A 24,959-nucleotide genomic window follows, 5' to 3' on the forward strand; every position below is an offset into this window, starting at 1 on the left:
TGATTTATGGCTGGTAATATTTTTGGGAATTTATTTAGAGTTACTACTTTCGGGGAAAGCCATGGAAATGCTTTAGGAGGTATTATTGATGGATGTCCCGCTGGAATAGAATTGAATCTTGAAGAAATTCAAAATGAATTAAATAGAAGAAGACCAGGTCAATCCTCTATTGTTACTCAAAGAAATGAACCGGATAAAGTAAATTTTCTTTCTGGAATTTTGGACAATAAAACTACAGGAACTCCTATTGGATTTATTATCTTCAATAAAGATCATCAATCAGATGATTATAGACATATTCAAAATATATATCGTCCTTCTCACTCAGATTTTACCTATGAAAAAAAATATGGAATAAGAGATTATAGAGGAGGTGGGCGTTCTTCTGCACGTGAAACAATATGTAGAGTGGTAGCTGGATCCATTGCTAAACAATTAATAAAAGACATAAAAATTACATCTTATGTTTCTTCCGTGGGGAACATATCCATCAACAAACCTTATCAAGATTTGGACTTATCAAAAATAGAAGAAAACTCTATCAGGTGTCCTGATCCATATACTGCTGAAAAAATGATATCTCTAATCCGTAAAATTAAGAAAAAAGGAGATACCATAGGTGGAACTATAACCTGTGTCATAAAAAATGTTCCAGTAGGAATTGGAGAACCTGTTTTTAACAAATTACATGCTGAATTGGCAAAAGCTATGCTTTCTATTAATGCTGTAAAAGGTTTTGAATATGGTAGTGGATTTTTTGGATCTGAATTAACCGGATCGAAACATAATGATTTATTTAATAGTGACGGAAGCACTAAAACAAACTTTTCCGGAGGGATTTTAGGTGGAATCTCAAATGGAATGGATATTTATTTTAGGATAGCATTTAAACCTGTAGCTACAATAATGCAAAAACAAAAAACCATAGATAAAGAAGGAAATCTAATTTTTATGGAAGGAAAGGGGAGGCATGATCCTTGTGTACTTCCTCGTGCTATTCCCATTGTAGAATCTATGACTGCTTTAGTTTTGGCAGATTATTGGATGTATAGAAAATTATCTAAATATTCTTCAATAAGGAATTGAAACCTTATTTTCTAATTTTTATTTTAGGTCCAACTGGTGTTGGAAAAACGTCTATATCCATTTTTTTAGCAAAGAGATTAAAAACTGAAATTTTATCTTGTGATTCTAGACAATTTTATCAAGAATTAAAAATAGGGTCTTACCGACCTACTATAAAAGAGCTTGAATCAGTTCCACATCATTTTATAGGACATTTAACTATTCATCAGTCTTATAATGCCAAATGTTTTGAGAAAGATTCATTAAAAAAAATGAAACAATTATTTAAAAAATATTCTATTTTAATTATGGTAGGAGGATCTGGATTATATGAAAAATCGATAACAGAAGGTTTGTCGGATATTCCGAATATTGATTTGAATATTAGAAATAATCTAATCTATAATTTTAAAAAAAAAGGAATTCTTTTTCTTCAAAAAGAAATTCAAAAATTATCTCCAATCCCTACCAATATAGACAGGAATAATCCAAGACGTTTGATAAGATATCTAGAAATAGTTAGATCTACAGGAAAAAATCCTTCTTTCTTTTTTAAGAAGAGAAATTTAAGATTTTTTTCAACCCTAAAAATTGGATTAACTTTGCCAAGAGAAGAAATCTATATTCGAATAAATAAGAGAGTAGAAAAAATGATTCAAATGGGGTTATTAGAAGAAGCTTGTAGGTATTATCCTTACAGACATTTGAATAGCTTGCATACCATAGGGTACAAAGAAATTTTTGATTTTTTATTATCTAAAAAGAAACAATCCTTCCATGAAGCAATAGAAGAAATAAAAAAAAACACCAGAAGATATGCAAAAAGACAATTGACTTGGTATCGAAAAGACCCTTCTATTACATGGTTTCATCCAAAAGAAAAAGAGAAAATATTTTATTTTATTTTGAATAAAGTAGAAATGGGCAATACTGGATTTGAACCAGTGCCCCCCTGCTTGTAAAACAGGTGCTCTAAACCATGCTGAGCTAATTGCCCTAAAAATATCTTCAAATGTAAAGAAAAATTTATAAATTCAATAAAGCTTCAGATACAGTAAAAGTGCTTCCACTTATTAAAATTAGATCTTTTTTTTTAGCTTGAGATTTTGCTGATAAAAGAGCTTTCTTTACAGAAGGGAAAAAACATATTTTTCGGTTATTTTTAAACATTTTTTTTACCAAAATTTTCAAATTTTCAATAGAAAATTTTCTTTCTATATTAGGTTGACAAAAGTAATAAAAAGCTTCAAGAGGAAAATATCTTAATAATTTTTCTACCTTTTTTTCTTTTACGAAACCTAATACTAAATGCAAATTTTTATATGATTCTTTTTTCAATTGTTTATTGATCATAAAAACACCTTCTTCATTATGAGCTATATCACAAATAATTTTTGGATTATCTCGTTGTAATATATGCCAACGTCCTTTAAAATTAGTATTTTCAATAACTTTTTTTAATCCGCTCTTTATAGATTCATTAGAAACTATTATATTTTTTCTTTTTTGTAAAATGTCTATAGTTTTTAAGACTATAATTCTATTCAAATTTTGATAATCTGCTTCAAAAGGCATTTGATATTTTGAATAACCTTTTACATAATTTGAGAAATATATTGGAGCGTTTTTTTTTAAGGCTTCTTTAAAAAAAACAAATTGGATTTCTTTAGAAATCTCGCTCCCAATTATAACCGATATGTTCCTCTTTATAATTCCTGCTTTTTCTAAAGCTATTTTTAATCTATCATTTCCCAATGATTCTGTATGATCTTCACTAATATTAGTAATAATGGAAATTTCCGGATTTATAATATTAGTGGAATCTAAACGCCCTCCCAATCCTACTTCAATAATAGCTAGATGAACTTTCTTTTCCTTAAAGTATTGAAATGCTAAAGCCGTATTCATTTCAAAAAATGACATTTTTTCTTTTTCAATAATTTTCTTATTTTCTGCAATAAAATTGATAATGAAATCTTTTTCTATTAAAATACCATTACAGCTGATTCTCTCTCTAAAGTCTATTAGATGAGGAGAAGTGAATAAACCTATGTTATATCTTTCTTCTTGTAAGATAGAAGATAACATATGTACTGTTGACCCCTTTCCGTTAGTCCCTCCAACATGAATGCTTTTAAAAAAATTTTGGGGATTTCCTAAATAAGAGCAAAAAGATTGTATTCTTTTCAAACCAGGTTTATAGGATTTTAATCCTTTTTTTTGATAAATGGGAAGACGGTTAAAAATCCATTGAATAGTTTCAGAGTAATTCACTAAATATAGAAGTTTAATAATATAGCAAAAATAGATTTTTTTCAAAAAATTCATTAAATTTATCGAGTAGTATTATTACACTCTGAAATAATAAAAACACATTTACACTTTATCGAAAAAATTATAGAAGAAGATTTAAAAAGAGGTTTTCCTATTGAAAAAATTAAGATTTCGATTTCCTCCAGAACCAAATGGGTTTCTTCACATTGGACATGTTAAAGCTATATATCTGAATTTTGAATTAGGAAGAAAGTATAAAGCACCTGTCAATTTAAGATTCGATGATACAAATCCTATTGGAGAAGAAAAAAAATTCATAGAATCTATCAAAGAAGATATCAGATTTTTGGGATTTAAATGGAATAAAGAATGCTATGCTTCGGATTATTTTCAAAAGCTTTATGAATGGGCTGTGGAACTTATTAAAAAGAATAAAGCTTATGTAGACGACCAATCTAAAGAAATCATACAAGGTCAAAGAAAAACTCCTTTTGAAGAGGGGATAAACAGTCTATATCGTAATAGATCTGTGAATGAAAATTTGTATTTATTCGAAAAAATGAAGAATGGATTTTTTGAAGAAGAATCATGTGTTCTAAGAGCTAAGATCAACATGAAATCTTCAAATATGAACATGCGAGATCCAATTATGTATAGAATTTTGAAAAAAAGACACCCTCGTACTAAAAACGAATGGTGTATTTATCCTACTTATGATTGGACCCATGGTCAATGTGATTATTTTGAACAAATATCTCATTCTTTATGCTCTTTGGAATTTGAAAATAGACGTCCCTTATATAATTGGTATCTAGATCAAATTTGTGAAAGCAATAAAATAAGGCCAAAACAAATAGAATTTTCAAGACTAAATTTGAGTCATACCATAACTAGTAAAAGAAAAATACAATACTTGATTGAAAAAAATGTGATCTCATCATGGGATGATCCACGTATTTTAACAATATCTGGATTGCGTCGTAGAGGATACACATCTTTAGCTATAAACAATTTTATTCAAAAAATAGGAATAACAAAAAGAAAAAATCTTATTGACACCTCTCTTTTAGAATTTAGAATTAGAGAACATTTGAATAAAATTTCTCCTAGAGTAATGGTGGTGTTAAAACCAATAAAATTAGTCATTGATAATTATTCTATAAATTCTACTGAATGGCTAGAAACAGACAATAATCCAGAAAATCAGAAATTTGGATGTAGAAAAATTCCTTTTTCAAAATTTTTATATATTGAGGAAAATGATTTTCTAGAAAAAAAAGTAAAAAAATTTTTTAGACTTTCAATTGGACATGAAGTCAGACTTAAAAATGCTTATATCATTAAAGCAAATTTTGTAGTAAAAGATTCTAATGGAAAAATAAAAGAAATACATTGTACTTATGACCCAACAAGTCAATCTGGAAAATTGGTAAAAAATGAAGATAAAAAAAGAGTAAAAACTACCTTACACTGGGTTTCTATAAAACATTCTATTCCTATAAAGATATATTTATATTACCCCCTTTTTTCAATAAAAAATCCAGATAAAGAAAATTTTAAAGAACACATAAATTCAAAATCTATAGAAAAGATTGTAGCCTATGCAGAACCTTCCTTACAAAAAGCTAAAAGAGGAGATCGCTTTCAATTCCAAAGAATTGGATATTTCTATGCAGATATCAATCTAAATAATAATAAAGAAGAACTAATTTTTCATAAAACCGCTTCTCTTAAAGATCAATGGAAAAAAATAAATAAAAAGTAATTACAAAATTTCTACATCCGGATTTTCATATTCTCTTAATCCAGTTCCTGCAGGTATTTTATGTCCTACAATTACATTTTCCTTTAATCCATATAAATGATCAGTCTTACTACTTATAGCTGCTTCACTTAAAACTTTAGTTGTTTCTTGAAAAGAAGCTGCAGATATAAAAGATTTAGTCTGCAAAGCTGCTTTGGTTATCCCTTGTAATATAGGTCTTGCAGTAGCTGGTATAGCATTTCTAGTTTTCATCAATTTCTTATTCTTATATTTTAAAACAGCATTTTCATTCCGAAAATCTCTATAACTAATCAAATCTCCAGATTTAAAATTTGAAGAATCTCCAGGATTTTCAACTACTTTCATTTGAAAAATTCTATCATTTTCTTCTATGAAATCATCCTTATATTCAATATTTCCTTCTAAAAATTTAGTATCTCCTACTTCAATCACTTCTACTTTACGCATCATTTGCAAAACAATTACTTCAAAATGCTTATCGTTAATTTTAACACCTTGCAAACGATATACTTCTTGTATTTCTTTTACCAAATATTCTTGAACAGCTCTTGGTCCCCTTATATTTAAAATATCATTCGGAGTAACTGCTCCATCGGATAAAGGCATTCCTGCTTTTACATAATCATTCTCTTGAACTAGAATTTGATTAGAAAGTTTTACTAAATACTTTCTAATTTCCCCTGTTTTAGATTCTACTATAATTTCTCTATTTCCTCTTTTTATTTTTCCATGACTGACTATTCCATCCATTTCTGATACTACAGCCGGATTAGAAGGATTACGAGCTTCAAATAATTCAGATAAACGAGGCAATCCTCCTGTAATATCTCCAGACTTAGCGGACCTCCTGGGAACTTTAACCAAAATTTTTCCTACTTTTATTTTCTCTTGATCTTCTACCATTAAATGAGCACCTACTGGTAAATTGTAAATCTTCAATTCTTCATCATTTTCATCCAAAATTTTTAATGTAGGTATTAAATTTTTATTTCTTACTTCTGTAATAACTTTTTCTTGAAATCCAGTTTGCTCATCTATTTCCACTTGAAAGGTCACCCCCTGTTCTAAATGTTGATAAGAAATTTTTCCAGTATACTCTGCAACAATAACGGCATTATACAGATCCCACTGGCAAATTAGATCTCCTTCTTTTAACTCATCCCCATGTTTAACATATAAAGTAGCTCCATAAGGAATATTATTAATCATTAAAACAGATGACTTATTTTTATTAAATAGTTTCATTTCTGTAGAACGAGAAACTACCACTCCAACTTTTTCTCCATAATCATTTTTAATTTGAACAATTTTTAAATCCTCAAATTCTATAATTCCATCATATTTTGTTCGTATCTGTGAAGATTCTGTGATATTTCCAGCTGTTCCTCCAACATGAAAAGTACGTAAAGTTAATTGGGTTCCCGGTTCTCCAATGGATTGTGCGGCGATAACTCCTACAGCTTCTCCTTTTTGAACTATTTTTCCTGTAGACAGATTACGTCCATAACATTTAGAACAAATACCCATTTTAGCTTCACAAGTAAGAGGAGAACGTACTTCCACGAACTCTATTCCAGATTTTTCAATTAAATCTGCAATTCTTTCATCAATCATTTCTCCAGAATCAACTATTAATTCATTGTTTTTTGGATGAAAAAGATCATTTAAAGATATACGTCCCAAAATTCTATCAAATAAAGTTTCAACTACTTCTTCGTTTTTTTTCAATGCTGATATTTCTAAACCACGTAACGTGTTACAATCTTCCATTTTTATAATTACATCTTGAGCAGCATCTACTAGACGTCTTGTCAAATATCCAGCATCTGCCGTTTTCAATGCTGTATCAGCCAATCCCTTACGAGCTCCATGAGTAGATATAAAATACTCTAAAATAGAAAGTCCTTCTCTAAAATTAGACAAAATAGGATTTTCAATAATTTCTCCACCAGAAGATCCTGCTTTTTGAGGTTTAGCCATTAATCCGCGCATTCCAGAAAGCTGACGAATTTGTTCCTTGGATCCTCTTGCTCCAGAATCTAACATCATATATACGGGATTAAAACCATGTCTATCTTCACGCATCTGCTTCATTACTTTTTCTGTTAACATAGCATTTGTATTTGTCCATATATCAATAACTTGGTTATAACGTTCGTTATTTGTTATTAACCCCATATTATAATTCATTTTCACATTGTCTACTTGTTTTATAGCATAATTTACCATGTTTTTTTTATCACTTGGAATGATAATATCTCCTAATCCAAAAGAAAGACCTCCTTTGAAAGCATTATAAAATCCTAATTCTTTGATGTCATCTAAGAATTTTGCAGTAGTAGGAACATCTGTTAAATGCAAGATTTTTCCAATAATTTCCCTTAAAGATTTTTTTGTAAGGGATTCATTAATGAATCCTACTTTTTTAGGAACAACTTGATTAAATAAAACTCTTCCTACAGTAGTTTCTATCAATTGATCAAACAAAGTTTCTTTCTTTCGAACACTAACTTTCACTTTTATTAGAGCATGTAATTCCACCACATTTTGATTATATGCTATTTCTACCTCTTCTGGAGAATAAAAAATAAGTCCTTTTCCTTTTACTTTACTAGAAGTAACTAAAGGTTTAGTCATGTAATATAAACCTAATACCATATCTTGAGATGGAACAGTAATAGGAGAACCATTGGCAGGATTTAAAATATTCTGAGAAGCTAACATAAGAAGTTGAGCTTCTAAAATAGCTCCAGAAGATAAAGGAAGATGAACGGCCATTTGATCTCCATCAAAATCTGCGTTAAAAGCAGCACAAACCAAAGGATGTAATTGAATTGCTTTTCCCTCTATCAATTTTGGCTGAAAAGCTTGAATTCCTAATCTATGTAAAGTTGGTGCTCTATTCAACAAAACAGGATGTCCTTTTAAGACATTCTCTAAAATATCCCAAATCATGGGATCTCTTTTGTCTATAATTCTTTTAGCAGATTTTACAGTTTTTACAATCCCTCTTTCAATTAACTTTCGTATAATAAAAGGTTTATAAAGTTCAGCGGCCATATCTTTAGGAAGTCCACACTCCTGTAATTTTAAATGAGGCCCTACTACAATAACTGAGCGAGCAGAATAATCTACTCTCTTTCCAAGAAGATTTTGTCTGAAACGACCTTGTTTTCCTTTTAAAGAATCAGATAAGGATTTTAAAGGACGATTCGCCTCAGATTTCACTGCGGATACTTTCCTGGAATTGTCAAAAAGAGAATCTACAGCTTCTTGAAGCATCCTTTTCTCATTTCGTAAAATAACTTCAGGAGCCTTAATTTCTATAAGCCTTTTTAAACGATTGTTTCTTATAAGAACACGACGATATAAATCCGTCATATCAGAAGCCGCATAACGACCTCCATCTAGAGGAACAAGAGGACGTAATTCAGGAGGAATAACAGCTAAAATATGAATAATCATCCAAGAAACATTTCCGCCATTCTTTTTTCCCTCTCTAAAAGATTCTACTACTTGTAAACGTTTTAAAGCTTCAATCCTTCTTTGTTTAGAAGTTTCATTATGAGCTTGATTTCTCAAATCAAGAGATAATTTATCTAAATCTAAACGATTCAAAAGATCTTCTATACACTCACCCCCCATCTTAGCTATAAATTTTTTAGAATCCGTATCTTCTAAATAAAAATTTCCTTTTGGGAGTTTATTTAAAACATATAAATACTCTTCCTCTGTAAGAAAATCGCCTTTTTGAAAAAAGGAACCATCTGAACGAGTAGCCTCCCCTCCCTGAATTACCACATATCTTTCATAATAAATAATCATCTCAAGCTTTTTAGATGGTAATCCTAATAAATAACCTATTTTATTAGGGGAAGAACGAAAACACCAAATATGAACCACGGGAACCACCAAATTAATATGCCCCATGCGTTCTCTTCTTACCTTTTTCTCGGTTACTTCTACTCCACATCTATCACAAACAATTCCTTTGTAACGGATTCGTTTATATTTTCCACAAGCACATTCATAATCCTTAACTGGACCGAAAATTCGTTCACAAAAAAGACCATCCCTTTCTGGTTTATGAGTTCTATAATTGATAGTTTCCGGTTTTAAAACCTCTCCATGAGATTCTTTCAATATAGATTCTGGAGAAGCTAATCGAATAGTAATTTTATTAAATTTGTTATTTTTTTTTCTATTCATTCTTTCATAAAGTATAAGAAACTGAAAACTTTCATTCTTCTAAATTAATATCCAGTCCAAGTCCTTTTAATTCATAACATAAAACATTAAAAGATTCTGGATTATTGGGTTCAGGCATGGGGTCCCCTTTCACTATAGATTCATAAGTTTTAGCTCTTCCTGTTACATCATCAGATTTAACAGTTAATATTTCACGCAAAATATTAGAAGCTCCAAAAGCTTCTAAAGCCCAAACTTCCATTTCTCCAAAACGCTGTCCTCCAAACTGAGCCTTTCCTCCTAGAGGTTGTTGGGTGATAAGAGAATATGGACCTATAGAACGAGCATGCATTTTATCATCAACCATATGACCTAGTTTTAACATGTATATTACCCCTACTGTTGCTGGTTGATCAAATCTCTCTCCTGTCCCTCCATCAAACAAATAAGTAGTTCCGAAACGAGGAATATTAGCTTTATCTGTAAATTCAGATATTTTTTCTATAGTAGCTCCATCAAATATAGGAGTTGAAAATTTAATATTTAACTTGTAACCAGCCCAACCTAATACAGTCTCATATATTTGTCCAATATTCATTCTAGAGGGAACTCCTAATGGATTTAAAACTATATCTACAGGACTTCCGTCTTCTAAAAAAGGCATATCTTCCTCGCGAAGAATACGAGCCACTACTCCTTTATTTCCATGTCTACCAGCCATTTTATCTCCAACTTTCAATTTTCTTTTTTTTGCAATATAAACTTTAGCCATTTTAATAATCCCAGAAGGCAATTCATCTCCAACTGTAATAGAAAATTTTTTGTGTTTCAACATACTATTTAAATCATTAACAGAAATTTGATAATTATGCAGTATTTCCGATACAAGATTATTAGTTTCTACATCAAAAGTCCAATCTCCCGGAGTAATTTCTATATAATCAGATATTTTATTAAGTAATTTCGCAGTGAATTTAGTTCCTTCTTCTATAATTTCCTGTTTTTTTTCATTAATAATAATTTTCTTAGAAATTTTTCCATGTAAAACGGTATGCAATTTTTGCAATAATTGATTTCTTAAATCAGAAAATTTCTTCTCATATTTTTTTTCTATGCGCTCTAGCTGTATTTTATCCTGAACTCTAGATTTTTTATCTTTTATACTACGAGTAAATAATTTCGTATCTATCACCACTCCAAATAAAGAAGGTTCTGCTCTTAAAGAAGCATCTTTTACATTTCCAGCTTTATCTCCAAAAATAGCTCTCAATAATTTTTCTTCTGGAGTAGGATCAGATTCTCCTTTAGGGGTGATTTTTCCAATCAAAATATCACCAGGTCTTACTTCCGCACCTACTCGTATAATTCCATTCTCATCCAAATCTTTAGTAGCTTCTTCACTAACATTTGGAATATCATTTGTTAATTCTTCCATTCCTAATTTTGTGTCACGTACATCTAGAGAATACTCATCTATATGTATAGAAGTAAACCAATCTTCACTTACTACTTTTTCTGAAATTAAAACGGCATCTTCAAAATTATACCCATTACATGGAATAAAAGCAGCTCTTAAATTTCTTCCTAAAGCTAATTCTCCATTTTCAGTAGCATATCCTTCACATAAAATCTGTCCTTTTACTACTTTCATTCCCATCTTAACAATAGGTTTTAAAGTAATACATGTATTTTGATTAGTTTTTCTAAATTTAATCAAATCATAAGTTTTCACTTTAGGTTCAAAACTGACCAAAGCTTCTCTTTCCGTTTTTTCATAACGTATAATTATTTTTCTTGCATCAAGATATTCCACTAATCCATTGCTTTCTGCATTAATTAAAATACGAGAATCTCTGGCTACCTGTTTTTCTAATCCAGTTCCTACAATTGGGGCTTCAGGTTTTAATAGGGGAACAGCTTGACGCATCATATTAGAACCCATGAGAGCTCTATTCGCATCATCATGTTCCAAAAAAGGAATTAAAGAAGCAGATATAGAAGCGATTTGATTAGGAGCTACATCTATATAATCCACTTTTTTTGGAGTGACTATAGGAAAATCTCCATCTTCACGAGCTATGATTCTATCAGAAATAAAATTTCCATATTGATCTATTGCATTAGCTTGTGCTATGATTTTTCCTTCTTCTTCTTCTGCACTTAAATATTTAACCTTAGATTTTAAATCTACTTTTCCATCATGAATAGATTGATAAGGAGTTTCTACAAACCCCATATCATTAATCTTTGCAAAAACAGAAAGAGAAGAAATTAAACCAATATTTGGACCTTCTGGAGTTTCAATGGGACATAATCTTCCATAATGAGAATAATTTACGTCTCTCACCTCAAATCCAGCCCTTTCTCTGGATAACCCTCCAGGACCTAAAGCAGACAATCTTCTCTTATGAGTAAGTTCAGATAATGGATTTGTCTGATCCATAAATTGGGATAATTGATTAGTTCCAAAAAAAGTATTTATAACGGAAGATAAAGTTTTTGCATTAATAAGATCTACCGGCATAAAAACTTCATTATCCCGAACATTCATCCGTTCTCTTATTGTTCTAGCCATTCTTGCCAAACCGATACTAAATTGGGCATAAAGCTGTTCTCCTACAGTTCTTACACGTCTATTAGATAAATGATCGATATCATCCACTTCTCTTTTAGAATTGAATAATGCATTCAAATGTTCAACTATAGCAATAATATCTTCTTTAGTTAAAACTAGATAATCCGGATTAATATTTAATCCAAGACGTTTATTCAAACGATACCTCCCCACAGGTCCTAAACTGTATCTAGTATCAGAAAAAAAAAGCTTATCTATAACTCCTCTAGCCGTTTCTTCATCTGGAGGTTCTGTATTTCTAAGCTGTCTATATATATATTCTACAGCCTCTTTTTCAGAATTAGTGGGATCTTTTTGCAAAGTGTTATAAATGATAGAATAATCTTTCTTCTTTCCTTCCTTTTTATGCAATAAAATTGTTTTTATCTCATGTTGGATCATCAAATCAATATGCTCTTGTGTTATGGAGACATCTCTATCTATCAAAACTTCATTTTTCTCTACAGAAATCACCTCTCCTGTATCTTCATCTACAAAATCTTCATGCCAAATATTCAATATTCTAGCTGCCAAAGATCTTGATAAAATAGATTTTGTGTCTTCTGTTTCTGTTATTTTTACTTCTTCTGCTAAATCAAATATTTCTAATATATCTTTATCTCTTTCATATCCAATAGCACGAAGTAAAGTAGTCATGGGTAATTTTTTTTTTCTGTCTATATAGGCATACATTACATTGTTTATATCCGTAGCAAATTCAATCCAAGATCCTTTAAAAGGAATTATTCTTGCGGAATATAACTTCGTTCCATTAGCATGATGAGATTGTCCAAAAAATACTCCAGGAGAACGATGCAATTGAGAGACTATCACACGTTCTGCTCCATTGAATATAAAAGAACCAGAAGGAGTCATATACGGATAAGTCCCTAAATAGACATCTTGATATACAGTCTCAAAATCCTCATGTTCGGGGTCTGTACAATATAATTTTAATTTTGCTTTTAAAGGAACACTATAAGTTAATCCCCTTTCAATGCATTCTTCTATAGAATATCTGGGAGTATCGATAGAGTATCCTTTGAATTCTAAAACGAAGGAATTCCTCGCATCAGAAATAGGAAAATTCTCTGTAAAAGCTTTAAATAAACCTTCATTTTTTCTATTTTCTGGTTTTGTATCTAATTGAAAAAATTCTTTAAATGATTTTATTTGAATATCCAAAAAGTCAGGATACTCTACTTGTTTTGCCACTGAGGCAAAAGTTATTCTTTCTGAGACATTTTCTGTGTTCACCAAATCTAACAGTAATTTTAACTTAAAAACAAAAAAATAAATCTTGATTTATCATTTCAATTCAACTTCAGCTCCTATTTCTTCTAATTTCTTTTTTAATTCTTCTGCTTCTTTTTTATCAATAGATTCTTTAATAACGTTTGGAACATTATCTACTAATTCCTTAGACTCTTTGAGTCCTTTTCCAGTGATTTCTTTAACTAATTTCACCACAGATAATTTAGAATTTCCTGATGATTTTAAGATTAAGTTAAAAATATTTTTTTCTTCTTTTTCTGAAGATTCTTCCTTCTTTTTTGAAGAATCAACCACTAAAGTATCAGATGGTTCAATCCCATACTCATTTTTTAAGAGATTAGATAATTCATTAACTTGTTGAACAGTTAAATTAACCAATTGTTCTGCTAGCTTTTTTATCATTTTATTATTTTTTTTAATTGTTAGAAAACACGTTTATTTTTAGATATGGATAACGTCTTTAGAATTCTAAAAATCTGATTTTCTCCATATTTTATGGATAAAATAACCTGTTCAATAGGGGATTGAAGAATTTTTAAAATATCTATTATGAGATCTTTTTTAGATTTAATATTAATTAATACATCTAAATCTTTATTTCCAAAATAAAAAGATTCTTCTATATATGCTCCTTTTAAATAAGGTTTTTCTATTTTTTCTGAAACATGAAAATTTTTTATAATTTTTGATGGAATATTTCCTAAATCTGAATTGCAAGCTAAAACAGAAGTATTCCCATTTAAAATAGAAAAAAAAGAATCTAATTTTTTATTTTTGATATTTTCTAAAGCTTTTTTCAATAAAGTATTTTTGACTACTCTCATTTGAATATTATATTCATAAAAATTCTTTCTTAAAAGAGAAATTTGATTAGAATTTAAATCGGATACATCAATTAAATATATTGTATCATTATCCGATAATATAGAAATTAATTTTGATAATTCTGTTCCTTTTTTTTCTTTCTTCATTTGTTTATAAAACTTTTAGAATCTACTAAAATACTACTACTCATAGAAGTCGATAAATAAATACTTTTTATATAAGATCCTTTAGAAGAAGAAGGTTTACTCCGAGTAATTTTATTCATAATTGCTTTTACATTATTTGATATATATTGAGAATTAAAAGATGCCCTTCCGATAGAAGCATGAATAATTCCATAACGATCCGTTTTAAACGAAATCTTTCCAGATTTAATTTCCTTAATAGAATTTACTGGATTCATAGAAACTGTATCCATTTGAGGATTTGGCATTAGACCCCTTGGTCCTAATATTTTTCCTACAGAACTCAATTGATCCATAACAGACGGCATAGCTACAATAACGTCAATATCCAGCCATCCAGATTTAATTTTTTCTAGATAATTCAATCCTACATAATCTGCCCCAGCTTCTTTAGCTTCCAATTCTTTATTTTTTGTAACTAGAGCTAAAATACAAACATTTCTTCCTGTTCCATGTGGCAATCGAACAGTTCCCCGTACCATTTGATTTGGATTACGTGTATCTATATTCAGATGAACAGAAATATCCACTGAAGCGTCAAATTTAACAAAAGATATTTCTTTAAGAAGAATAGATGCTTCCTCTAAAGAATATTTCTTATTTTTATTAATTTTTTCCAGAATTTTTTTTCTATTTTTAGTTAACTTTTTTGACATGAGTATTTATTTATCGATTTCTATTCCCATAGAACGTGCAGTTCCAGAAATCATAGATATAGCAGAATCTATGGAAAAACAATTCATATCTTCCATTTTATTTCTCGCAATCATTCTAATTTGATCCAAACTAACTTTTCCAATTTTAGAACGATTTGGTTCTCTGGATCCTTTTTCTGCTTTTATAAAATTCATTAACTGAATAGACACAGGAGGTTTTTTAATTAGAAAAGAAAAAGATTTATCTTCATATATAGTAATAATCACTGGACATATCTCTCCCTTCCATTTTTGAGTCCTAGAATTATATTGTTTACAGAATTCCATAATATTCACTCCTGAACTTCCTAAAATAGGACCAATAGGAGGTGCTGGGTTAGCATTTCCTCCATTGATTTTTTGGATTTTTATTTTTTTTACTATTTTTTTTTGACTAACCATTATTCTATTCTAAATTTTCTCTATTTGTGTAAAATTCAATTCCAAGGGGGTTTTTCTCCCAAAAATCAAAACTGCTAATTCCAGTTTTCTTTTTTCTTCATTAATTTTTTCAATAGTTCCATTAAAACCACTAAAAGGGCCATCTATTACTTTTATAGTTTCTCCAACTACAAAAGGAATGCTAAAATTTTCATAATTTTCGGATAATTGATCTATCTTTCCTAACATTTTATTAACCTCTTCTTTTCTCATAGGAATTGCAGAACCTCCTTTTCCTTCACTTAAAAAATTTATCACACCAGGAACATTTTTAATAGCATGAACGGCCTCTCCCTCAAGATGGGCTTCTATCATAACATATCCTGGATAGTGCACTTTTTCCCTATGAATTTTTTTTCCTTTTCTCATTTGGATAACTTTTTCAATGGGGACTAAAACCTTCCCTATATATTCTTGAAACCCATTATCTCTAATTTCATTTTCAATATAGGACTTAACCTTACTTTCTTGACCACTAATGGTTTTTAAAACATACCATTTTCTTTCCAAATCACTCATCGATACTTAACTTTTATGTTTTATTTTAAGGAAAATAATTTTTTAATAAAAAAAATAAAAAAACCATCCACTCCATATAGAAACAGGGATAAAAATATAGAAAAAAACGACACTATTATCGTAGTGATTTGTAAATCTCCCCACCTGGGCCAGGTGATGCAATAAACAAATTCATCGTAAATTTCCAAAAAAAAATTTTTTTTTTTCATGCTCTATCTACGATTTTCGCACGGATGGTAAGAATCGAACTTACGACATTCGGTTTTGGAGACCGATGCTCTACCAACTGAGCTACATCCGTATATTAATTAATCCATAATCTTAGTAACTTGTCCTGCTCCAACAGTCTTTCCTCCTTCACGAATAGCAAAACGCAAATTTTCACTTAAAGCTACCGGTTGATGTAAATCAACTTCCATAGAAATATTATCTCCAGGCATCACCATTTCTATTCCATCAGACAGATGAATTTCTCCCGTAACATCTGTTGTTCTCAAATAAAATTGTGGACGATATTTATCATGAAAAGGAGTATGTCTACCTCCCTCCTCTTTTGTAAGAATATATACTTCCGCTTTAAATTTCTTATGAGGTTTTATAGATCCTGGTTTTCCAATAACCATTCCGCGTCGGATATCTTTTTTTTCTATTCCACGCAATAAAAGTCCTACATTATCTCCAGCTTGACCTTTATCCAAAATTTTACGAAACATTTCTACTCCTGTTACGGTAGACGATAATTTTTCTTTTGCCATTCCAATAATATCAACTAAATCTCCTGTATTAATGATTCCACTTTCGATACGACCAGTGGCTACTGTCCCTCTTCCTGTAATGGTAAACACATCTTCTACAGGCATTAAAAATTCTTTATCCATTTCTCGAACTGGTTCTGGAATATATTCATCTAATACATTCATTAATTCTTGTATCTTTTCTACCCATTTTTTTTCTCCATTTAAAGCCCCTAAGGCAGATCCTTTAATCATAGGAATATTATCTCCATCATATTCATATTTAGAAAGTAACTCTCGAATTTCCATTTCTACTAATTCTAATAATTCTGGATCATCTACTTGATCTACTTTATTCATAAAAACAACTATTTTAGGAACTCCCACTTGACGTGCTAATAAAATATGCTCTCTAGTTTGAGGCATAGGTCCGTCTGTAGCTGCAACCACTAAAATAGCTCCATCCATTTGAGCTGCTCCAGTAATCATATTTTTAATATAATCTGCATGTCCTGGACAATCTACATGGGCATAATGCCTCTTCACTGTTTCATATTCTACATGAGAAGTATTAATAGTTATTCCTCTAGCCTTTTCCTCTGGAGCATTATCGATTGCATCAAAGCTTTTCTCCTCTGCCAATCCTATTTCTGATAATACTTTTGTAATGGCAGCTGTTAAAGTTGTTTTTCCATGATCTACGTGACCAGTTGTACCTATATTTAAATGTGGTTTGTCACGTTTAAATTTTTCTTTTGCCATGATAGTTTCTAAAATTTTTAATAATTTTTGATTCAAGAAAAAGCCAACGGCGGGACTTGAACCCGTGACCTCTTCCTTACCAAGGAAGCGCTCTACCTCTGAGCTACATTGGCCTTCATTCATAATTAAGTAGAGCGGAAGACGGGATTCGAACCCGCGACATTCAACTTGGAAGGCTGATGCTCTGCCAACTGAGCTACTTCCGCCTAATATGGGGAGAGCAGGATTCGAACCTGCGAAGGCAAAGCCAACAGATTTACAGTCTGTCCTCGTTAACCAAACTTGAGTATCTCCCCAAAATAAAGCCGGTGGAGGGATTCGAACCCACGACCCCGAGATTACAAATCACGTGCTCTTGCCATCTGAGCTACACCGGCTGCTTTTATTTTATCATAGAATTAAATAATTATTCACTAACTATGGAAATCAGGTAGGTACAAATCTATAGAGATTTTTATAATTCTCAAAAAAATAATGAGTCTCAAAAAATTTTTACATGTTTGATTTTATTTTTGAAAATAAACAATAAAATAACTCCGAGAAATATTACAAAATCGGAAAAATTGAAAACTGGCTTAAAAAAATGAAAATGAGATCCTCCAAAAAATGGAATCCAAGCAGGGATATAAGTATCTATTATAGGAAAATAAAACATGTCTACTACGCATCCTTCCATGAAATTTGCATATCCATTATTTGATAAATGAAGATTTATTTTAGATATCCCTGCATAAGAAATCCATTTATGAGATTCTCTATCATAAACAGTCCCTGTATCAAATAAAAATCCATATAAGGCGCTATCTAAAAAATTTCCTATAGCTCCCGATAAAATAAAAGTGGTAGGAATTATCAAATAATTAGAAGATTTTTTTTTGATTTTTTTATAAAGGAAAACAGACAGAAAAAAAACTAGAATGATACGAAAAATACTTAAAAGAATTTTTCCAAAATATCCAGGAGCGAGATAAATCCCATAGGCCATTCCAGGATTTTCTACAAAAAAAATCCAAAAAAATGAAAAAATAGACACTCCACTCCCCAATTCAAAATGAGTTTTTACATAAATTTTTAAAATTTGATCTGTTAATAAAATAGAGGAAATACTTAGAAAAATTTTTTTCAAAAAATTAAAAATTTACTTTTTTTTTTCTTCAACTTTCCTTTTTCCTTCAATACTTAAAGTAGTATGTGGAACGGCCATTAAACGTGCTTTAGGAATCAATTTTTTTGTTATGCGACAAATTCCATAATCTTTGTTTTCAACTCTAATTAAAGCTGCATTCAAACTTCGTATAAATTTTTGTAAGTGTTCTATGATTTGAGCATTTTGTTCTTTACTAAGCGTTTCTGATCCTTCTTCAAAAGCTTTAAATGTAGGATAAGTATCATCTGTTCCATTATTTTGATCATTAGCAAAGGATTCTTTAAGGATTAAAAAATCTTTTTTGGCTTTTTCTAGTTTTTCAAGTATCAGTTTCCGAAACTCATTCCTTTCTTCCATCGAATATCTTTGTTTTATTTTCATTTTTATATATTTTCGACTTTCCGAATCAGTATATATATGGAATATTCTTCAAAATTAACCATTATCCCTTTCTTTTCTATATCTTCTTCTAACAAAAGATCTACAGCTAGAGTTTCTTGACAAATATAATCTTTGTGTTTCTGTATGAGAGATTTTATTTTTTGAATGACATTTATATAGATTAATATCTTTTCTACAACCTTATAGTTACACTTTTTTCTCAATTTCTGTATATCCCTAACCAATCCTCTTATAAACCCTTCTTCCCAAAGAAAATTAGTCACGCGAAGATCTAAAGCAATTGTCAATTCATTATCAAATAGAATAGACCAATTTTTAATAATTTCAGTGGTTATTTTAACATCTTTTAAAAAAAGTACAACCTTTTCTCCTTGAAGAAAAAAAACATATTTCTTTTTAATTTCTATTTCTTGAATCTCCTCCTGAGTGAATCTTTTGATGATTTCCGAAATTTTTTGAGTTTTATTTCCAAATCTAGGACCTAAAGATCTATAATTTGGTTGAATCCGCTTTTTTAATTCTAAAGATTTAGAAGAATCCGGATATTCAATTTCCTTGACATTAATTTCTTGTTTAAGAATCTCAGATATTTTTTGTAATCCGAAACGGATTTTAGGATCATGAACCAAAACAAGTAATTTTTGTAAAGGTTGACGAATTTTTATCCCATTCTTTTTTCTAACAGAAAAAGCCATAGCAGTAATTTTCTGAACAAGTTCCATTCTTTCTTCAAATTCTTTATTTATAAAATTTGAATTATAAACCGGAAAATCCGCTAAATGAATACTTTCAAAATTTTCTTTTTTTGTAACGGAGTTTAAATCCATATATAATCTCTCTGAAAAAAATGGAGTAATAGGAGAAATTAATTTAGCAACTGTAATCAAACATTTATAAAGAATCTGATAAGCAGATATTTTACTTTTCGTATATTTTTCTTTCCAAAATCTTCTTCTACATAACCTGACATACCAATTACTTAACTTATCTAATACAAAAGAGAAAATAAAACGAGCGGCTTTAGTAGGATTATAATTTGAATAATGTTCATCCACTATCTTAATCATTGTATTCAATTCAGAAAGAATCCAAAAATCTAATTCTGTGTTATGTTCTGAATAACAATCTTCTTCTTTATAGGAAAATCCATCTATATTAGCATACAGAACAAAGAAAGAATAAATATTGTAAAGGGTCCCAAAAAATTTATTGACCCCTGTATGAATTTCTTTTATGTTAAATTTTAAATTATCCCAAGGTTCAGAATTAAATACAATATACCAACGGATGGCATCCGGTCCATAATCTTCTATCAAATTGAATGGATTTATAGCATTCCCTTTGCTTTTAGACATTTTATGTCCTTTTTCATCCAAAACTAAACCAGTAGATATAACATTTTTATATGCTTTAGAATTAAATAAAATAGAACTAATAACATGTAATGTAAAAAACCACCCTCTTGTTTGATCTATCCCTTCTGCAATAAAATCTGCGGGGAAAAAAAAATTCTTATCTATAAAATTTTTATTCTCAAATGGATAATGAAATTGAGCATATGGCATAGCTCCAGAATCAAACCATACATCTATTAAGTCAGGTTCTCTATTCATTGGTTCTCCTTGACTAGAAACTAATATCACCTTATCCAAAAAATGTTTGTGTAAATCTATTTTTTCGTAGTTTTCATCTTTCATATCACCTGGAGTAAAATTCTTCCATGGGATGTTCTGCATAAATCCATGTTCAATAGATTTTTGAATTTCTATAAATAATTCTTGAATAGATCCTATGACTATTTCTTCTTTTCCGTCTTTTGTTCTCCAAATGGGTAATGGAGTTCCCCAATATCTAGAACGTGATAAATTCCAGTTTTTTACATTTTCTAACCAAGATTCGAAACGTTTTTTTCCTATAAATTTCGGATACCAATTGACTCTTTTATTTAAAAGAATCATCTTATTTTTTATTTGAGTAGTATTTATAAACCATGAATCTAAAGGATAATAAAGTATAGGTTTTTCTGTTCTCCAACAATGTGGATAAAAATGTGCATACATTTCTACTTGAAAAACTTTCTTTTCTTTCTCAAGAAAAGAAACTATTTCTTGATCTACAGAAACTTGTTTTTTATTTTTTTTTGAGTCAAAATCCTTCTTGACATATTTTCCACCAAATCCATGAGGAAAATTTTTTAAAAACCTTCCTTGCATATCTACTAAAGGAACTAGTTTTTTTTCTTGATTTAAGACTAACAGAGATGGAATATTATGTTCTCTAGCTATTTTTAAATCCTCTATTCCAAATGTAGGAGCTACATGAACGATACCTGTCCCTTCTATTGCATTTACATAATCTCCTTCTATAACTCGAAAGGCTTTTTCTTCTTCTTGATGAGGTTTAAACCAAGGAAGTAATTGTTCATATCTACTTTGAATTAATTCATTTCCTTTAAATTGATATTCAATAAAATAAGGAAATCTATTTTTTTTGATTTTTATATGATTAAATTCACTATTATTTGAAACGTGATAAAATTTTTTTGGAGATAAGACTTTATGAATTAACCTTTCAGCAAGAATGATGTTTTCTTTTAAAAAAGTATAAGGATTATAAATTTTCACTAAAAGATAATCTATATTCGATCCGATAGCTAATGCAGTATTAGATGGAAGAGTCCAAGGAGTAGTAGTCCAAGATAGAAAATAAATGTCTCCTAAAAAATTACGAATTTCTTTTGGAAGAGTTTCTTTTTTTGCTTTAAATTTTAAAGTAGGAGCTATTTGCTTCACCTCCTTATAGGTTCCTGGCATGTTTAACTCATGATGACTTAATCCAGTTCCTGCAGCCGGGGAATATGGTTGAATTGTATAATCTTTATAAAGAATCTTTTTTCGATAGAATGTTTTGATTAACCACCAGACACTTTCTATATATTTTGGATTATATGTAATGAATGGATTCCTCATGTCTAACCAGTATCCTATTTTATTCGTAAATTTTATCCATTCTTTCATCGATTCGTTAACGAAACTTTTACAAATTCTATTATATTCTTCTATACTGATATTCTTCCCTACATCATTTTTAGTAATTCCCATTTTTTTCTCAACATTCAGCTCAATAGGTAATCCATGAGTATCCCATCCTGCTTTTCTAATCACTTTTTTTCCTTTAATAGTATGATATCTACAAAAAATATCTTTTATAGTTCTTGCTACCATATGGTGCAGTCCTGGACTTCCATTTAAAGAAGGAGGTCCCTCATAAAGAATATAGGTAGATACTTTCTTCTCAGAAATATTTCTAGATTGAAAACTTTTTTGAAAAATATTGTTCTTTTTCCAAAATTGATATATTTCTGCAGCAATCTTTTTAAGGTCTAGGTTTTTATACTCTCTAAATATTTTTGACATAATGAATAAAAATTCAAAAAAAAAGGTCTTTATCCTTTCAATTAAACTTTTTTATAAAAAAATACCCTAATTTATTTAATTACTACTATAATATTATGAATAAAAATCAGAATTCTAATTTTCAAAAGGAAGAAACTCCATTAGTCAAACAATATAATGATATAAAAGCTAAACATCCAGATACAATATTATTATTTCAGGTAGGAGATTTTTATGAAACTTTTGGAGAAGATGCCATCAAGTGTTCTAAAATATTAGATATAGTTTTAACTAGAAGATCAAATAATCACAAACATACTCATTTAGCTGGTTTTCCTTATCACTCTTTAAATACTTATTTACCAAGACTAATACGATCAGGACATCGTGTTGCTATTTGTGATCAATTAGAAGAACCAAAAAAAGGAAAAAATATTGTTAAGAGAGGAGTTATAGAACTAGTAACCCCGGGAATAGCTATAGACGAAAATATTTTACAAACTAAATCCAATAATTTCTTAGCCTCTATTCATGCAGATAAAAAATACTTAGGATTAAGTTTTTTAGATATTTCTACAGGAGAATTTTTCATAGTAGAAGATACTAAAGAAAATCTTCTACACTATTTAAAGCATTTTAATCCAAGTGAAATTATTTTTCAGAGAAAAGAAAAAAAGTATTTTGAGGAATTATTTCAAAATAAGTATTATACCTCTCTTATGGAAGATTGGATGTTTAATTACCCATTTGCATACGAAAAATTAATATCCCATTTTCAAACAAATTCTTTAAAAGGGTTTGGAATTGAAGATCTAAAATTAGGAATTATAGCATCCGGAGTTATATTAAGCTATTTATATGATACACAACATTATAAAATAAAACATATTTCTAACATAAAAAGGATCAAAAAAGAAGAACACATGTGGATTGATGATTTTACTTTCCAAAACTTGGAAATATTTCATGGTCTGAATAAACAAGGAGTGTCCTTAATTGATATCATAGATCAAACATTAACTCCTATGGGAAGTAGATTACTAAAACATTGGATTTATTTTCCTTTAATCAATATCCTCTCCATACAAAGACGTCACCAAATAGTAGAAGAATTATTTTCGAATATTTCAATTCGTGATTTTATCCAAAAAAAACTTAAAGAAATCTATGATATAGAACGAATGATTTCCAAAATGGCTATTGGAAAGATTTCTCCACGTGAAATCATTACATTACATAAATCTTTGACAGCTATTTATGAGATACAAAAAATTTTTTTATCCCAACAATCTAAAATTCTTTTAGAACTAGGAAATAGTTTTCAAAATTGTCATATAATATCTAAAAAAATTACAGAAACTATCCATCCGGATCCTCCAAATCATATTGAAAAAGGAAATGTAATTGTAAAAGGATTTTCTCAAGAATTAGACAAAATTCGTTTTCTATATTTTTCCAAAAAAGAATATCTGGAAAAACTCCGTTCTATTGAACAATCAAATACAGGCATTCTCAATTTAAAAATTGGTTATAATAACATTTTTGGATATTTTTTTGAAGTGAAAAGCACAAAAAAACACAAAATCCCATCTCATTGGATACGAAAGCAAACATTAACTAACTCAGAAAGATATACTACTGAAGAATTAAAAAATTATGAGTTGCAAATTTTAAATTCCGAACAAAAAATATTCTCTCTTGAAAAAGAAATTTTCCATAATCTGATCAACAAACTATTAAAATATATAAAACCTTTACAGAAAAATGCAAAAATAATTGCAAAATTAGATGTTTTATGTTCATTTTCTATTTCTGCATTAGAAAATAATTATGTAAAACCAGAAATAAATCATTCTTTTGAACTATGTATAAAAAAAGGAAGACATCCGGTAATCGAAAGACAATTCATTTCTAAAATCTCTTATATTCCTAATGATCTGTTTTTAAACAAAACAGATCAACAAATCATGATTATAACAGGACCGAATATGTCCGGAAAATCAGCTATTTTACGTCAAACAGCTATCATTATATTAATGGCGCATATTGGAAGTTTCGTTCCTGCTCAATATGCAAAAATGGGTTTAGTAGATAAAATATTTAGCAGAGTTGGAGCTTCCGATAATATTTCTTTAGGAGAATCCACTTTTATGGTAGAAATGAATGAAACTGCAAACATATTAAACAATCTTTCTAAAAGAAGTTTTCTTATTTTAGATGAAATTGGACGAGGAACTAGTACATATGATGGAATATCTCTTGCTTGGTCTATTGTAGAATTTTTACATGAAAACTCTTTTAGACCTTTAACTTTGTTCGCTACTCATTATCATGAATTAAACAAGATGAGTTCTTTTTTCAAAAGAATTCAAAATTACCACATTTCTGTAAAAAAAATTAATGAAAATATTATTTTTATGCGAACATTGATTGATGGAGGCAGCGAACATAGTTTTGGAATTCACGTAGCAAAAATTTCAGGAATGCCTACAAGAGTAATCCACAGAGCAAAAGAAATATTAAAAACATTAGATAAAAAAAATCAAGTTTTTCAAGAAGAACATCCTAAAATTTTATTCAAAAAAAAAGCCTTTTTTATCTTAAAAAGAATTATGAATTATTTTATTAAAAGAAAATAAATTTGCGACATAT

General features: G+C 29.4%; 17 protein-coding genes and 6 tRNA genes. 4 read left to right on the forward strand and 19 right to left on the reverse strand.

Annotated elements, in window-relative coordinates; all coding sequences use genetic code 11:
- The first annotated feature begins 6 nt into the window (after positions 1-6).
- Both aroC and miaA read left to right on the forward strand, forming a co-directional pair.
- On the forward strand, positions 7-1,086 hold the full coding sequence (gene aroC, locus BPLAN_RS02275) for a chorismate synthase (protein ID WP_012821591.1): 1,080 nt from the start codon (positions 7-9) through the stop codon (positions 1,084-1,086).
- The gene (gene miaA / locus BPLAN_RS03215) at positions 1,083-2,027 is read left to right on the forward strand and encodes a tRNA (adenosine(37)-N6)-dimethylallyltransferase MiaA (RefSeq protein WP_012821592.1); all 945 of its coding nucleotides are present in this window, start codon (positions 1,083-1,085) and stop codon (positions 2,025-2,027) included. Before aroC ends, miaA begins: the two co-directional genes overlap by 4 nt.
- Here the strand turns inward: miaA and BPLAN_RS02280 are convergent.
- Both BPLAN_RS02280 and BPLAN_RS02285 read right to left on the reverse strand, forming a co-directional pair.
- Positions 1,987-2,062: transfer RNA gene (locus BPLAN_RS02280), tRNA-Val, on the reverse strand. The two genes, miaA and BPLAN_RS02280, sit on opposite strands and share 41 nt — an antisense overlap.
- A 29-nt stretch (positions 2,063-2,091) precedes the next feature.
- Entirely contained in the window at positions 2,092-3,393 is a 1,302-nt protein-coding gene (locus BPLAN_RS02285; protein WP_012821593.1) for a folylpolyglutamate synthase/dihydrofolate synthase family protein, read from the reverse strand.
- 100 nt (positions 3,394-3,493) lie between these two features.
- Between BPLAN_RS02285 and glnS the strand changes: the two genes are divergently transcribed.
- On the forward strand, positions 3,494-5,104 hold the full coding sequence (glnS, locus tag BPLAN_RS02290) for a glutamine--tRNA ligase (RefSeq protein WP_012821594.1): 1,611 nt from the start codon (positions 3,494-3,496) through the stop codon (positions 5,102-5,104).
- On the opposite strand, the gene rpoC is transcribed toward glnS, so the two are convergent.
- From rpoC to ileS, 17 genes are all read right to left on the reverse strand, one after another.
- Positions 5,105-9,334 carry a DNA-directed RNA polymerase subunit beta' gene (gene rpoC / locus BPLAN_RS02295; protein ID WP_012821595.1) on the reverse strand — a complete coding sequence of 1,410 codons (4,230 nt, stop codon included), beginning with the start codon at positions 9,332-9,334 and terminating at the stop codon, positions 5,105-5,107.
- 31 nt (positions 9,335-9,365) lie between these two features.
- Entirely contained in the window at positions 9,366-13,184 is a 3,819-nt protein-coding gene (gene rpoB / locus BPLAN_RS02300) for a DNA-directed RNA polymerase subunit beta (protein ID WP_012821596.1), read from the reverse strand.
- Between the two features lie 51 nt (positions 13,185-13,235).
- The gene (gene rplL, locus BPLAN_RS02305) at positions 13,236-13,604 is read right to left on the reverse strand and encodes a 50S ribosomal protein L7/L12 (protein WP_012821597.1); all 369 of its coding nucleotides are present in this window, start codon (positions 13,602-13,604) and stop codon (positions 13,236-13,238) included.
- Between the two features lie 20 nt (positions 13,605-13,624).
- Positions 13,625-14,173 (reverse strand): 50S ribosomal protein L10, encoded by a 549-nt coding sequence (rplJ, locus tag BPLAN_RS02310; protein WP_012821598.1) that lies wholly within the window; start codon positions 14,171-14,173, stop codon positions 13,625-13,627.
- A complete protein-coding gene (gene rplA / locus BPLAN_RS02315; protein ID WP_012821599.1) occupies positions 14,170-14,868 on the reverse strand; it encodes a 50S ribosomal protein L1 in 699 nt (232 codons plus the stop codon). The genes rplJ and rplA overlap by 4 nt, the downstream gene beginning before the upstream one ends.
- A gap of 6 nt (positions 14,869-14,874) precedes the next feature.
- Positions 14,875-15,309, reverse strand: coding sequence for a 50S ribosomal protein L11 (rplK, locus tag BPLAN_RS02320; protein ID WP_012821600.1), 435 nt, complete (start codon positions 15,307-15,309; stop codon positions 14,875-14,877).
- Between the two features lie 9 nt (positions 15,310-15,318).
- On the reverse strand, positions 15,319-15,867 hold the full coding sequence (gene nusG, locus BPLAN_RS02325; RefSeq protein ID WP_012821601.1) for a transcription termination/antitermination protein NusG: 549 nt from the start codon (positions 15,865-15,867) through the stop codon (positions 15,319-15,321).
- Between the two features lie 20 nt (positions 15,868-15,887).
- Positions 15,888-16,076: a preprotein translocase subunit SecE gene (gene secE, locus BPLAN_RS02330; protein WP_041178283.1), complete on the reverse strand. Its 189-nt coding sequence runs from the start codon at positions 16,074-16,076 to the stop codon at positions 15,888-15,890.
- 19 nt (positions 16,077-16,095) lie between these two features.
- Positions 16,096-16,168: transfer RNA gene (locus BPLAN_RS02335), tRNA-Trp, on the reverse strand.
- A gap of 7 nt (positions 16,169-16,175) precedes the next feature.
- Complete coding sequence (gene tuf, locus BPLAN_RS02340; protein ID WP_012821602.1) at positions 16,176-17,363, reverse strand: elongation factor Tu; 1,188 nt, start codon at positions 17,361-17,363, stop codon at positions 16,176-16,178.
- 41 nt (positions 17,364-17,404) lie between these two features.
- Positions 17,405-17,476: transfer RNA gene (locus BPLAN_RS02345), tRNA-Thr, on the reverse strand.
- A 20-nt stretch (positions 17,477-17,496) separates the two neighbouring features.
- Positions 17,497-17,569 (reverse strand) — tRNA-Gly (locus tag BPLAN_RS02350).
- 6 nt (positions 17,570-17,575) lie between these two features.
- Positions 17,576-17,659 (reverse strand) — tRNA-Tyr (locus tag BPLAN_RS02355).
- Between the two features lie 7 nt (positions 17,660-17,666).
- Positions 17,667-17,740, reverse strand: a tRNA-Thr gene (locus BPLAN_RS02360).
- Between the two features lie 104 nt (positions 17,741-17,844).
- Complete coding sequence (locus BPLAN_RS02365; protein ID WP_012821603.1) at positions 17,845-18,489, reverse strand: lipoprotein signal peptidase; 645 nt, start codon at positions 18,487-18,489, stop codon at positions 17,845-17,847.
- 12 nt (positions 18,490-18,501) lie between these two features.
- Positions 18,502-18,891 (reverse strand): TraR/DksA C4-type zinc finger protein, encoded by a 390-nt coding sequence (locus BPLAN_RS02370; protein WP_012821604.1) that lies wholly within the window; start codon positions 18,889-18,891, stop codon positions 18,502-18,504.
- A gap of 2 nt (positions 18,892-18,893) precedes the next feature.
- Positions 18,894-22,328, reverse strand: coding sequence for an isoleucine--tRNA ligase (gene ileS, locus BPLAN_RS02375; RefSeq protein WP_012821605.1), 3,435 nt, complete (start codon positions 22,326-22,328; stop codon positions 18,894-18,896).
- Between the two features lie 95 nt (positions 22,329-22,423).
- Here ileS and mutS point away from each other — a divergent pair, with 95 nt between their 5' ends.
- A complete protein-coding gene (gene mutS / locus BPLAN_RS02380) occupies positions 22,424-24,946 on the forward strand; it encodes a DNA mismatch repair protein MutS (protein WP_012821606.1) in 2,523 nt (840 codons plus the stop codon).
- Positions 24,947-24,959: the final 13 nt, after the last annotated feature.

It is taken from the genome of Blattabacterium sp. (Periplaneta americana) str. BPLAN (assembly GCF_000093165.1).
Lineage (GTDB): Bacteria > Bacteroidota > Bacteroidia > Flavobacteriales > Blattabacteriaceae > Blattabacterium.